Genomic DNA, 11510 nt, shown 5'->3' with positions numbered 1-11510 from the left:
TGCGGCCGGCGTCGACACGGCGTGACCGCGGCAGCGTCGAGGCCGGCGTGCCCGCCAGCCTGCGCAACCCGTCGCCGGCCAGGAAACCGGTCCGCACCAGTGCCCGGGACGCGCGGTTGATCGACGGCAGCAGCGGCACCAACTGCGGCATCGCGGTCACCAGGTGAGGCGCGTTGCGCGACATCAGGATTCCGCGCTCGACGGCGCTTCGCCGGGCGATGCCCACGTGGCCCGACGCGAGGTAACGCAGCCCGCCGTGCACCAGTTTCGAGCTCCACCGGCTGGTGCCGAAGGCCAGGTCGTGCTTCTCGACCAGCACCACGGACAGCCCGCGGGTGACCGCGTCGAGCGCGATTCCGGCACCGGTGATTCCGCCACCGATGACGACGACATCGATTCTTGCGCCGTCGCCCAGGGCGGTGAGCTCGGTCCTGCGGCGGGCGACGTTCAGCGCGGTCGTCGTACCGGTCATGGTGCGAGGTATCCGTTCAGCGAGTGTTCGAGTTCGGTCGCCAGCGCGGCGGCGTCGAGGATGGGCGCGATGGTCTGGGCCGAGAGAATGGTCGACTGGGTGATCAGCAGGCACATCGCCGCGAGCTGGCGCGCGTCGCCCGGCCGGACGCTGCCTTCGTCCTGGGCCGCCTTCAACTCGCCGGTGACGGTGTCGAGCAGGATCTGCTGGCTGGTTCCGAGGCGCTCGGAGAGATAGAGCATCGCCAGCTCCGGCGCCTCGTGCAGCACCGCCATGATGACGTCGTCGCGGCGGAGCCGCCCTGCCACCGCGACGATGCGTTCGACCACCCACCTGCGGCCCACGCCGCCGCTGGGCACGTCGTCCAGGGCATGGGTGATCCGCAGGGTCAGCACCGCCGCCAGGATCGACCGGGTGTCGGGGAAACGCCGGTACACCGTCGGCCTGCTCACCCCGGCGCGGCGGGCGATCTCGGCGAGGGTCACCCGGGCCACTCCGAAGGCGAGCACGCATTCGGCCGCCGCGTCGAGGATGCGTTCTTCGACGGACGTCTCCATTGCTTTACTGCTTGACAGCATGTGTAACACTGTAACGCATGAGCCGACCCGATGCACCGCCGCCGATGAAGTGGAACGCCTGGGGTGACCCGGACGCTGCGAAACCGCTCTCGGACGGCATTCGCTCGCTGCTGGAGCAGGCGCTCGGGGTGGACGCGCAGCCCCGCGCCGAGCTGGAGATCGACGAGGTGCGGCTGCGTCCGTCGGCGCTGTCGGCCGGCGATCGTGAGGCGTTGTCCGCCATCGTCGGCGACCCGCACGTGATCACCGACGACAAGGGCCGGCTGCTGCGGGCGGGCGGCAAGTCGACGCTCGACCTGCTCCGCCGGCGGGACCGCGGCGAGCAGGATGCCCCCGACGCGGTGGTGTTGCCCGGCGACGAGGCAGAGGTGGCGGGCGTGCTGGAGCACTGCGCCCGGCAGCGCATCGCGGTGGTGCCGTTCGGCGGCGGCACGAGCGTCGTGGGCGGCGTCGATCCGCTGCGCGCCGACTTCTCCGCCGTGGTGTCCCTGGACCTGCGCCGGCTCGACCAGCTGCACCACCTCGACCCGGTCTCCGGTGAGGCCGAACTCGGCGCGGGCGTCACCGGTCCGCAGGCCGAGACTCTGCTTGCGGCGCAGGGGTTCTCACTCGGCCACTTCCCGCAGAGCTTCCAGTTCGCCACCATCGGCGGGTTCGCGGCCACCCGATCGTCGGGTCAGGGCTCGGCCGGCTACGGCCGATTCGACGACATGGTTCGCGGTGTGCGCGCGGTGACCCCGGCCGGGGTGCTCGACCTTGGCCGCGCGCCGGCGTCGGCGGCTGGACCGGACCTCCGCCAGCTCCTGGTCGGCTCCGAGGGGGTGTTCGGCGTGATCACCCGGGTGCGGGTGCGCGTGCATCCCGTCCCGGAGGTGACCCGCTACGAGGCATGGTCGTTCCCCGACTTCTCCACCGGCGCAGCGGCATTGCGCGCCGTCGTGCAGACCGGCACCGGCCCGACGGTGATGCGGTTGTCCGACGAGGCCGAGACGGGCGTCAACCTGGCGACGTCCGAGAGCATCGGTGAGCAGTCGATCACCGGCGGGTGCCTGGCGATCACCACCTTCGAGGGCACCGCCGCGCACGCGCAGAGCCGCCACGACGAGACGAGGACGGTGCTCGCGGCCCGCGGCGGCACGTCGCTGGGCGAGGAGCCCGCGCGGGCGTGGGAGCACGGGCGGTTCAACGCGCCGTACCTGCGTGACGCGCTGCTCTCGGCCGGGGCGCTGTGCGAGACGCTGGAGACCGCCACCAACTGGTCGAACGTTCCGGCACTCAAGGACGCGGTCACGCAGGCGTTGACCGGTGCGTTGGCGGATTCCGGCACGCCGGCGCTGGTGCTGTGCCACATTTCGCACGTGTACCCGACCGGCGCATCGCTGTACTTCACCGTGGTGGCCGGACAGCGAGGGAACCCGATCGAACAGTGGCGCACGGCCAAGGCGGCGGCGTCGGACGCGATGGTCCGCACCGGCGGGACGATCACCCATCACCACGCCGTCGGCGCCGACCATCGGCCGTGGATGGCCGACGAGATCGGCGACCTCGGTGTCGCGGTGCTGCGCGCCGTCAAGGCGACGCTCGACCCCACCGGGATCCTCAACCCGGGCAAGCTGATTCCGTGACAGGGCAGATCGGCCGCATCACGCTGCTGACCAACCCGATGTCGGGCCACGGCAACGCACCCCATGCCGCGCAGCGCGCAGTCGCCCGCTTCCAGCAGCGCGGGGTCGACGTGTGCGAGATCGTCGGCACCGATGCCGCGCATGCGCGCCGACTCGTCGACGAGGCACTCGCCGCGGGGACCGACGCGCTGGTGGTGGCGGGCGGCGACGGGGTGATCTCGCTGGCGCTGCAGGCGCTCGCGCTGGGCGACGTGCCGTTGGGCATCGTCCCCGCGGGCACCGGCAACGACCACGCCCGCGCCTTCGGCGTGCCCACGGGTGACCCCGAGGCCGCGGCGGACATCGTCGTCGACGGCCGGACCGAGACGATCGACCTCGGCCGGATCGACGACGCAGGCGGTGCGGCCAAGTGGTTCGGGACCGTGATGGCCGCGGGGTTCGACTCGCTGGTCAGTGACCGCACCAACCGCATGCGCTGGCCGCACGGCCGGATGCGATACAACGTCGCGATGGTGGCCGAGCTGTCCCGGCTGCGGCTGCTGCCGTTCCGGCTGACCTTCGACGACGGCGAGGAGACGGTCACCGACCTGACGCTCGCCGCCTTCGGCAACACCCGCAGCTACGGCGGCGGCATGCTGATCTGCCCCGACGCCGACCACACCGACGGCCTGCTCGACATCACGATGGTGCATTCGGCGTCACGCACCAAGCTGATCCGGTTGTTCCCCACGGTGTTCAAGGGCACCCATGTCGGCCTCGCCGAGGTGACCACCGCACGGGCCCGCCGGGTCCACGTCGATTCACCGGGCATCAACGCCTACGCCGACGGCGACTACGCGTGCCCGCTGCCGGTCACCGTGTCGGCGGTGCCGCGGGCGCTCCGCGTGCTGCGGGCCGCTGCCTAACCGACTCCGCGGCTCAGCCAGCTGACCTCGGCGCCTGCGCCGCCGTCCCGGTAGGGCTCCAGCGCCTCGTCCCAGGCGGTGCCGAGCACCGAGTCCAATTCGGCGGCCAGCATGTCGGCGCCGGAGGCCATCAACGTCCGCAACCGCATCTCGCCGACCATCACGTCGCCGTTGGCGCTCATCGCCCCACTCCACAGCCCCAGCTGCGGGGTATGGCACCAGCGGTGCCCGTCCACGCCGGGGCTCGGGTCCTCGGTCACCTCGAAACGCAGCACCGACCAGGAGCGCAGGGCGTTGGCCAACTGGCCGCCGGTGCCCACCGGTCCGACCCAGTTGGTGACCGCGCGCAGCTGTCCGGGCATGGCCGGCTGCGGCGTCCACTTCAGATTCGCCCTCGCCTGGAGGGTCGACGACAACGCCCACTCGACATGCGGGCATACCGCCGCGGGAGAGGCATGGACGTACACCACGCCAGTCGACGCGTCGGCGAACTGGTTCAACGCACGCATAGCTGCTCCTTCGGCTCCACGAGGGACGTCTTCCCCAACGACCTGGTGATTCCGAGTTGTAGCTGTGTCGTGCGTGTCTATTGTGCCTCGTGAGACACCTGTTGCGCTAGTCTGCGCCGAATTCTCTCAGGACACCGTCAGAGATCGCCGGCCACGGCTCATGGGCCCAGTCGCCGAAATCCCGGTCACCCAGCACCACCAGCGCCAGGTCCGCGTCCGGATCGACCCACAGAAACGTGCCGGTCTGGCCGAAATGCCCGTACGTCGCCCCGCTGTTCGCCGAGCCGGTCCAGTGCGGCGACTTGCCGTCGCGGATCTCGAAGCCCAGCCCCCAGTCGTTGGGACGCTGCCGGCCGTAGCCGGGCAGTACGCCGTCGAGTCCGGGAAACTGCACGGTGGTGGCCTGCTCGTGCAGTTGCGCCGACACCGTGACGGGCCGCAGCAGGTCCTGCGCGAAGGCCACGAGGTCGGACACCGTGGCCGTCGCGCCGTAGCCCGCGGCCCCCGCACCACCCTCGAGCGACGAGTCGGTCATGCCGAGCGGCTCGAACACCGCCTCGGACAGGTACCGGCCGAACTCGATCTCGGTGGCCGACTCGAGGGTCTGCGCCAGCACCGCGAACCCGTGATTCGAGTAGATCCGCCGCGCGCCGGGCTCGGCCATCACCTCGTCGGACCGCATGTTGTAGCCGGCGGTGTGCGCCAGCAGGTGGCGCACCGTCGACCCCGGTGGTCCGGCGGGCGTGTCCAGCTCGACGGCGCCCTCCTCCACTGCGACGTGCGCGGCGCGGGCGACGAGCAGTTTCGTCACCGAAGCCAGCGCGAAGCGGCGCTGCTGGTCGCCGTGACAGGCGAGCGGACCCGCGGGCCCGACGACCGCCGCAGCGACGTGGTCGACCGGCCAGTCGGCGATCGCGTCGAGTGCTGCCACGCCTGCAGCCTAAGTGGTGCTCCACGCGGTGCCGATCGCCGACACGTGGCGGGCGTCCGTGCCGCAGCACCCGCCGAGCACGGCCACCGCGGGCAACCGGTCGCGCAGCAGCAGGTGCTGGGCCGCGAGGTCGGCGGGATCACCGTCGTCGAGTTCGGTGGCCTCGTCCAGCTCGGCGTGGCTCTTCACCGACGCGTTGGCGCGCAGGCCGAGCAGGCGCTCCCACGGGCCGTCCTGCCGCAGCACGCCGGCGAAGTGGGTCGGATGCGCGCAGTTCACCATGAAGTACGCGGCCCCGGCAGACGTCGCCGCGTCCACCTGTTCGATCGCCTCGGCCAGCGGCTGGCCGGTCGGCAGCCGGCCGTCGGTCTCGACGGTGAACGAGATCGCCGACGGGATATCGGCCGCCGCCGCGGCGCGCACGATGCCGATCGCCTCTTCGGCGTTGGTCATCGTGATCGCCGTCACCTGGTCGGCCGAGGTGTCGGCGAACGTTCCGATCTGCACCGCGTGGTAGCGCTCGGCGTCCTCGGGCGTCATGGCGGTGCCGGGATCGTAGCCGTCACCGCGCGGGCCCACGCATCCGCTCACCACGACGGTGATGCCGTCGGCCGTGGCCGCCGTCCTGATCTCCTCCGCCAGCGCGACGGCCGAGCGGTTGACCGCGTCGAGTCGCTCCGCCGAGTAGCCCAGCAGCGAGGCCCAGTCCGGGTTCGCGCGCCAGGTCGGTGTCTCCATCACGAATCCGGCGCCCAGCCGGCGGGCGATGTCGAGGTAGCTGTCGTAGTAGCGCCGCAGGCGGGCCCGGTGCTCGGGAACGTCGAGCAGGGGGAACGCGGCGAAGCTCGGCAGGTCCATCCCGTCGAGGAAGACCAGTTCGGTCTCCAGACCGCCGTCGGTGATGAACAATCCGTTGCCACCGGTCTGCGGGAGTGGCCGGCCGGTGCCCGACGGCTGCGACTCGATGGTCGTCATGGGGTCATCTCCAGGCGACGTAGTAGTTGTTCAGGATGTCCGACTCGATCTCGCGGACCTCGACGTCGTCGAACCCGGCGTCCGCGAGCATCGAGGTGGCCAGCTGGCGGCCCCAGCAGGTGCCGAGTCCCGCCCCGCCCAGCCCCAGCGACACGCTCATGCAGTGCAGCGTCGACACGGTGTAGAGGTAGGTCGCCAGCGGCGCGCCGACGTTGTCCTCGACTTGGCTCGACGCCTTGATGTCGACCATCAGCAGCACCCCGCCGGGCCGCAACGCGCGGTGGATGTTCTCCAGCACCCGCGACGGCCGGGCCTGGTCGTGGATCGCGTCGAAAACCGTGATGAGGTCGTAGGTCTGGGCCGCGTCGAGCTCGGCCACGTCGGCGGCGACGAACTGGGCGTTGGCCAGCCCGGAACGGGCCGCCTCGGCCCGGCCGACCCCGAGCCCCTCGTCGGAGAAGTCGATGCCGGTGAACCGGCTGGCGGGGAACGCCTTCGCCATCACGTTGACCGCATGCCCGCTGCCGCAACCGATGTCGGCGACGTCGATGCCGGCGGCGAGCCGCTCGGGCAGCCCGGTCACCAACGGCAGCACGGAATCGACCAGCGCGGCGTCGAACACCTCGCCGCTCTGCTCGGCCATCAGTGTGTGGAAGCGCGGATAGTCGCCGTAGGACAGCCCGCCACCGGTGTGGAAGCAGCCGACGATCTTCTGCTCGACCTCGCCGAGCAGCGGGATGAACTGCGCAACCCGGGAGAGGTTGTCCGGTCCGGCGGCGCGGGTGAGCACCGCGGCGCGTTCTCCTGGAAGCGAATACGTGCCTGCTGTCGCGTCGAAGTCCACGACGCGCCCGGTGACCACTCCGCCCAGCCATTCGCGCACGTACCGCTCGTCGAGTCCGGCGGCGTCGGCGATCTGGGCACTGGTGGCGGGCGGCAGGCCGGCCATCGTGTCGAACAACCGGGTCTGGTGTCCGATGCTGAGCAGCAGCGCCAGGCTGGCCGCGTCGATCGCGCCCGCCATGCGTGCGGCGAAGTCCTCGGTGGCCTCGGCGGGTCTCTCGTGGTCGACAGTGGTCATGGCTCTCTCCCGGGCGGTCGGTTGGTGTCTGTGTCGTTGACGACGGCCGATGCGGCCGTCGGGTTCATTCGGCCGTGTCGCCGGGCGGCGCGAAGAACTCGAGCGCGATCCCGTCCGGGTCCCGGAAGCTCAGGCCGGAGCCGTAGCCGGCGTCGACGATCCCGCCGTGCGTCACTCCCGCCGCGTCCAGCCGACGCACCCAGTCCTCCAGGTCGCCGCGGTCCGCACAGCCGAACCCCACGTGGTCGAGCCCGATCCGGTATTCGGTGAAGGGGTCCTCCGGCGCGGGCCGGGTGTGTTGGTGCAGTCCCAGCAGCATGCCGCCACCGATGGGGAACACCACGTGCCGGAATCCGCCGTCGGTGTCCTCGTCGAGCACCGGGTCGGCGCCGATCAGCGTCCGGTACCACGGCACGCTGACGGACAGGTCGCGCACGGTCAGGGCGACGTGGGCGAGTGGGGCGAAATCCGTCATGAGATCTCCTCTCGGGCGCCAGAATGAACGGTAGCCCTGACGACCTCCGTTCTGGCGGCATCGGCAATTTCGCGAGAAGGCTCCGGTTCCGGGCCCATCGAGCCTGCGGGCAGAACCAAGCAGTTGTTAGGTTGTACGCCATGAGCCAGACGGTGCGAGGTGTGGTGTCCCGACGGAAGGGTGAGCCGGTCGAGGTGGTGGACATCGTCGTCCCCGACCCGGGTCCCGGCGAGGTGGTGGTCGACGTCGTGGCGTGCGGCGTCTGCCACACCGACCTGACCTACCGCGAGGGCGGCATCAACGACGAATACCCGTTCCTGCTCGGGCACGAGGCCGCGGGCACGGTGGAGTCGGTCGGCGACGGCGTCACCAACGTGGAGCCCGGTGACTTCGTCATCCTGAACTGGCGCGCGGTGTGCGGTCAGTGCCGCGCCTGCAAGCGGGGCCGGCCGCACCTGTGCTTCGACACCCACAACGCCGCCCAGAAGATGACGCTCACCGACGGCACCGAACTCACCCCGGCACTGGGCATCGGCGCGTTCGCCGACAAGACGCTGGTGCACGAAGGGCAGTGCACCAAGGTCGATCCCAGCGCCGATCCCGCGGTGGCCGGCCTCCTCGGCTGCGGCGTGATGGCCGGCATCGGAGCGGCGATCAACACCGGCGCCGTCAACCGGGACGACACCGTGGCCGTGATCGGTTGCGGCGGTGTGGGTGACGCGGCGATCGCCGGCGCGGCGCTGGTGGGCGCCAGGCGGATCATCGCCGTCGACACCGACGACAAGAAACTGCACTGGGCCCGCGAGTTCGGCGCCACCCACACCATCAACGCCCGCGACCTCGACGTCGTCGAGACCATCCAGGACCTCACCGACGGATTCGGCGCCGACGTGGTCATCGACGCGGTCGGCCGGCCGGAGACCTGGAAACAGGCGTTCTACGCCCGCGACCTCGCCGGCACGGTGGTCCTGGTCGGCGTGCCGACGCCCGACATGACGCTGGAGATGCCGCTCGTCGACTTCTTCTCCCGCGGTGGGTCACTGAAGTCCTCCTGGTACGGCGACTGCCTCCCCGAACGGGACTTCCCCACGCTGATCAGCCTCTACCTGCAGGGCCGATTGCCGCTGGAGAAGTTCGTGTCCGAACGCATCGGCTTGGAAGACGTGGAGTCGGCATTCGATCGCATGCACGCCGGTGAGGTCCTGCGGTCGGTGGTGATGCTCTGATGGGCAACATCGAGCGGATCGTCACCAGCGGCAAATTCGAACTCGACGGCGGCAGCTGGGATGTCGACAACAACATCTGGGTGGTCGGCGACGACTCCGACGTGGTGGTGTTCGACGCCGCGCACGACGCCGCGCCGATCGTGATGGCCGTCGGCGGCCGCAACGTGGTCGCGGTGGTCTGCACCCACGGCCACAACGATCACATCACCGTCGCCCCCGAGCTCGGCGATGCGCTCGACGCACCGGTGCTGCTGCACCCGGCAGACGACATGCTGTGGCAGATGACCCACCCCGACAAGGAGTTCCGCACCGTGTCCGACGGGGACACGCTCCGTGCGGGCGGTGTGGAACTGCGGGCGCTGCACACACCGGGGCACTCCCCCGGTTCGGTGTGCTGGTACGCACCCGAACTCGGCGCGGTGTTCTCCGGCGACACCCTGTTCCAGGGTGGGCCGGGGGCGACGGGCCGGTCCTTCTCCGACTTCCCGACCATCCTGTCGTCGATCTCGGGGCGGCTCGGCGGCCTGCCCGCCGACACCGTGGTCTACACCGGGCACGGCGACACCACCACCGTCGGCGACGAGATCGTGAACTACGACGAGTGGGTCGCCCGCGGGCACTAGCCGTCGAGGATGCGCCGCTTCTCCGCCTCGAATTCGGCTTCGGTCAGCGCTCCCGAATCACGAAGCGCAGCAAGGGTGTTGAGCTGCTCGAGCCGGATGCCCTGGTCCGTCGGCGCATAGCTGTGCGCCGATGCGCCACCGGGATCCGCCGCCGTCGCCCCGAAGTCGTAGAGCGGCGTCACCGGCCTGGCCTGCTTGCCGGCGCGGTGTGACCACATGAGCCCCGCCGCCAGTTCGACGACACTCATCACGAACAGCCCCGCGAACACCCACGGCAGCCAGCCGTACTCGCTGCCGTGCCCGAAGGACAGCTGCGGGTTGATGTAACCGTTCACCTCACCGCCGGTCTCGACGTCGTAGCGGCCCTCGGCGGGCACCTGCAGCGTCCACACCCCCACCCTCGTGTCACCGTTGACGGTGGTGACACCGCCCATGGTCTCAGCGAGCACCGGGTCCGGCACGCCCTCGGGCTGGTCGATCCGCAGCTGCAGCGGCGGCACCGCGAACCCGCCGTCGGTTCCGCCGGTGAAGGTGTGGAAGCTGATCGTCACCTCACCCGCAGGAAGGTCGACGCTGCCCCGGCCGGGAATCGGCACCTCGCCGTAGGCGTCGAAATCGTCGAACACGAAAGCGTTCATCACGATCGTCACGACGAATCCGATGATCGCCGACACCATCGTCACGACTGCGACGCCGATGACGATGCGGGCAGCCAGCCGACCATTCTGCATGGGCCGAAGTGTGTCACGGCGCCTGCTGATCCGCGGTGCCATCCGGCTCCGGCGGTTACCGTTGGAACCGAGCCCGCACACGTCGAGAGGGGGCCGGAGTTGGCCGTGCCCGAGTCGAGTGTCGTCGTGCGGCCCGAGCCCATCGGCAGCGGGTCCTACTCCGCCAATTCGCGCCTGCAGGCCGCCGGGTTACGCGGCGCCATCGCGCTTTTCGAGCAGGCCGCGAGAACGGTGCCGCTACCGGCCGCCCCGTATCCCATCGTGCTGGCCGACTACGGTGCGTCGACCGGGCACAACTCGCTGCTGCCGGTCCGCGCCGCGATCGCGGCGTTGCGTGGGCGTACCAGGCCCGAGCACTCGATACTGGTCGCCCACACCGACCTGCCGGACAACGACTTCACCGCGATGTTCCGCACGCTGGCCGAAGATCCCGACTCGTACCTGAGCAGTGACGCCGCGACGTACGCCTCGGCGGTCGGCCGGTCGTTCTACGCCCAGATCCTGCCGTCGAACAGCGTGCACCTGGGCTGGTCGGCCTGGGCGGTGCAGTGGTTGAGCCGGGTGCCGTCGACGATCCCCGACCACATCCAGGTCGCCTACAGCGCCGATGACGCCGTGCGCAGGGCCTACGCCAGGCAGGCCGCCAACGACTGGCACGAGTTCATCGCCTTCCGCGGTCGCGAGCTGAGCCCGGGCGGTCGGCTCGTCGTCATGACGATGGCCGTCGACGAGCACGGCGAGTTCGGGTACCGACCGCTGCTGGCGGCGTTGACCGACGGGCTGGCCGAACTCGTCGCCGGCGGGGTGATCGGCGCAGATGAATTGGCGCGCATGGTCATTCCCACGGTCGGCAGGCAGGCGGCGGACTTCATGGCGCCGTTCGCGCCCTCGGGACGATTCGAACGGCTGGAGATCGAGCACCTCGAGGTCTTCGACGCCGAGGATCGGTACTGGGATCAGTACCGCGTCGACAAGGATGCGGCGGCGTTCGGCGCACGGTGGGCGGAGTTCCTGCGGGCGTCGGTGTTCCCGACCATGGCCACCGCGCTCGACGGACATCGCGATGTGACCGCGTTCGCCGACCGGCTGGAGCGCGAGGTGGCGGTACGGCTGGCGGCCGCACCGGAGCAGATGCAGATCCCGCTGGCGCACCTGGTGTTGTTCAAGCGGCCCAAGAGTCAGTGACGCCCGGTACGGCTAGTTGCCGCCGATGGGCGGCGGCGCCGGGACGAACGGCAGCCCAGGGATCGTGGTGTAGGGCAGCGTCGGGATGATCGGCGGACGGGTCGTCGACGCCGGCGGCTGCGTGGTCTCCGGCGGCGGTGGGGGTGCGGTGGTCGTCGGCGGCGGTGGTGGCGGTGGCGCCTCGGAGCGCGGCG

The 11510-nt window shown here is 70.7% G+C and carries 13 protein-coding genes and 1 pseudogene; 5 read left to right on the top strand and 9 right to left on the bottom strand.

Features of this window, described 5'->3' with window-relative positions; all coding sequences use genetic code 11:
- Nucleotides 1-472, bottom strand: a 472-nt coding sequence (locus Q2100_RS25350) for an FAD-dependent oxidoreductase (protein ID WP_302916274.1), incomplete at its 3' end; no start/stop codon positions are given.
- Nucleotides 469-1050: a TetR/AcrR family transcriptional regulator gene (locus Q2100_RS25345; protein ID WP_407667690.1), complete on the bottom strand. Its 582-nt coding sequence runs from the start codon at nt 1048-1050 to the stop codon at nt 469-471. The genes Q2100_RS25345 and Q2100_RS25350, both read right to left, overlap by 4 nt.
- Nucleotides 1051-1094: 44 nt before the next feature.
- Between Q2100_RS25345 and Q2100_RS25340 the strand changes: the two genes are divergently transcribed.
- Entirely contained in the window at nt 1095-2675 is a 1581-nt protein-coding gene (locus Q2100_RS25340; RefSeq protein ID WP_302916275.1) for an FAD-binding oxidoreductase, read from the top strand.
- A gap of 38 nt (nt 2676-2713) precedes the next feature.
- Nucleotides 2714-3580 (top strand): diacylglycerol kinase, encoded by an 867-nt coding sequence (locus tag Q2100_RS25335; RefSeq protein WP_372503619.1) that lies wholly within the window; start codon nt 2714-2716, stop codon nt 3578-3580.
- Here Q2100_RS25335 and Q2100_RS25330 read toward each other — a convergent pair.
- The 5 genes from Q2100_RS25330 to Q2100_RS25310 form a co-directional block, all read right to left on the bottom strand.
- Nucleotides 3577-4089, bottom strand: coding sequence for a DUF3145 domain-containing protein (locus tag Q2100_RS25330; protein WP_264010535.1), 513 nt, complete (start codon nt 4087-4089; stop codon nt 3577-3579). The genes Q2100_RS25335 and Q2100_RS25330 overlap by 4 nt on opposite strands.
- Nucleotides 4090-4195: 106 nt before the next feature.
- Nucleotides 4196-5020 carry a serine hydrolase domain-containing protein gene (locus Q2100_RS25325; RefSeq protein ID WP_302916272.1) on the bottom strand — a complete coding sequence of 275 codons (825 nt, stop codon included), beginning with the start codon at nt 5018-5020 and terminating at the stop codon, nt 4196-4198.
- 9 nt (nt 5021-5029) lie between these two features.
- The gene (locus Q2100_RS25320; RefSeq protein WP_302916271.1) at nt 5030-5995 is read right to left on the bottom strand and encodes a homocysteine S-methyltransferase family protein; all 966 of its coding nucleotides are present in this window, start codon (nt 5993-5995) and stop codon (nt 5030-5032) included.
- Between the two features lie 4 nt (nt 5996-5999).
- Complete coding sequence (locus Q2100_RS25315) at nt 6000-7076, bottom strand: class I SAM-dependent methyltransferase (RefSeq protein WP_302916270.1); 1077 nt, start codon at nt 7074-7076, stop codon at nt 6000-6002.
- A gap of 64 nt (nt 7077-7140) precedes the next feature.
- A complete protein-coding gene (locus tag Q2100_RS25310; protein ID WP_302916269.1) occupies nt 7141-7551 on the bottom strand; it encodes a VOC family protein in 411 nt (136 codons plus the stop codon).
- Nucleotides 7552-7691: 140 nt separating this feature from the next.
- Here Q2100_RS25310 and Q2100_RS25305 point away from each other — a divergent pair, with 140 nt between their 5' ends.
- Complete coding sequence (locus Q2100_RS25305; protein ID WP_302916268.1) at nt 7692-8777, top strand: S-(hydroxymethyl)mycothiol dehydrogenase; 1086 nt, start codon at nt 7692-7694, stop codon at nt 8775-8777.
- A complete protein-coding gene (locus tag Q2100_RS25300) occupies nt 8777-9400 on the top strand; it encodes an MBL fold metallo-hydrolase (protein ID WP_264010529.1) in 624 nt (207 codons plus the stop codon). Before Q2100_RS25305 ends, Q2100_RS25300 begins: the two co-directional genes overlap by 1 nt.
- On the opposite strand, the gene Q2100_RS25295 is transcribed toward Q2100_RS25300, so the two are convergent.
- Complete coding sequence (locus tag Q2100_RS25295) at nt 9397-10131, bottom strand: SHOCT domain-containing protein (protein WP_302916267.1); 735 nt, start codon at nt 10129-10131, stop codon at nt 9397-9399. The genes Q2100_RS25300 and Q2100_RS25295 overlap by 4 nt on opposite strands.
- A 105-nt stretch (nt 10132-10236) precedes the next feature.
- Between Q2100_RS25295 and Q2100_RS25290 the strand changes: the two genes are divergently transcribed.
- A complete protein-coding gene (locus Q2100_RS25290; RefSeq protein ID WP_302916266.1) occupies nt 10237-11316 on the top strand; it encodes a class I SAM-dependent methyltransferase in 1080 nt (359 codons plus the stop codon).
- A gap of 12 nt (nt 11317-11328) precedes the next feature.
- Here Q2100_RS25290 and Q2100_RS25285 read toward each other — a convergent pair.
- Nucleotides 11329-11510: pseudogene (locus tag Q2100_RS25285) on the bottom strand (Hsp70 family protein); the annotation flags it as partial.

Source organism: Mycolicibacterium arseniciresistens (assembly GCF_030519285.1).
Taxonomy (GTDB): Bacteria; Actinomycetota; Actinomycetes; order Mycobacteriales; family Mycobacteriaceae; genus Mycobacterium; species Mycobacterium arseniciresistens.
This window is presented reverse-complemented; position numbering and strand designations above follow the sequence as displayed.

Excerpts from the sequence above, each read along its gene's own strand:
- Q2100_RS25345 (WP_407667690.1), bottom strand. The coding sequence starts at position 1,050 with ATGCTGTCAAGCAGTAAAGCAATGGAGACGTCCGTCGAAGAACGCATC.
- Q2100_RS25340 (WP_302916275.1), top strand. The coding sequence starts at position 1,095 with ATGAAGTGGAACGCCTGGGGTGACCCGGACGCTGCGAAACCGCTCTCG.
- Q2100_RS25330 (WP_264010535.1), bottom strand. The coding sequence starts at position 4,089 with ATGCGTGCGTTGAACCAGTTCGCCGACGCGTCGACTGGCGTGGTGTAC.
- Q2100_RS25310 (WP_302916269.1), bottom strand. The coding sequence starts at position 7,551 with ATGACGGATTTCGCCCCACTCGCCCACGTCGCCCTGACCGTGCGCGAC.
- Q2100_RS25315 (WP_302916270.1), bottom strand. The coding sequence starts at position 7,076 with ATGACCACTGTCGACCACGAGAGACCCGCCGAGGCCACCGAGGACTTC.
- Q2100_RS25305 (WP_302916268.1), top strand. The coding sequence starts at position 7,692 with ATGAGCCAGACGGTGCGAGGTGTGGTGTCCCGACGGAAGGGTGAGCCG.
- Q2100_RS25295 (WP_302916267.1), bottom strand. The coding sequence starts at position 10,131 with ATGCAGAATGGTCGGCTGGCTGCCCGCATCGTCATCGGCGTCGCAGTC.
- Q2100_RS25300 (WP_264010529.1), top strand. The coding sequence starts at position 8,777 with ATGGGCAACATCGAGCGGATCGTCACCAGCGGCAAATTCGAACTCGAC.
- Q2100_RS25335 (WP_372503619.1), top strand. The coding sequence starts at position 2,714 with ATGTCGGGCCACGGCAACGCACCCCATGCCGCGCAGCGCGCAGTCGCC.
- Q2100_RS25320 (WP_302916271.1), bottom strand. The coding sequence starts at position 5,995 with ATGACGACCATCGAGTCGCAGCCGTCGGGCACCGGCCGGCCACTCCCG.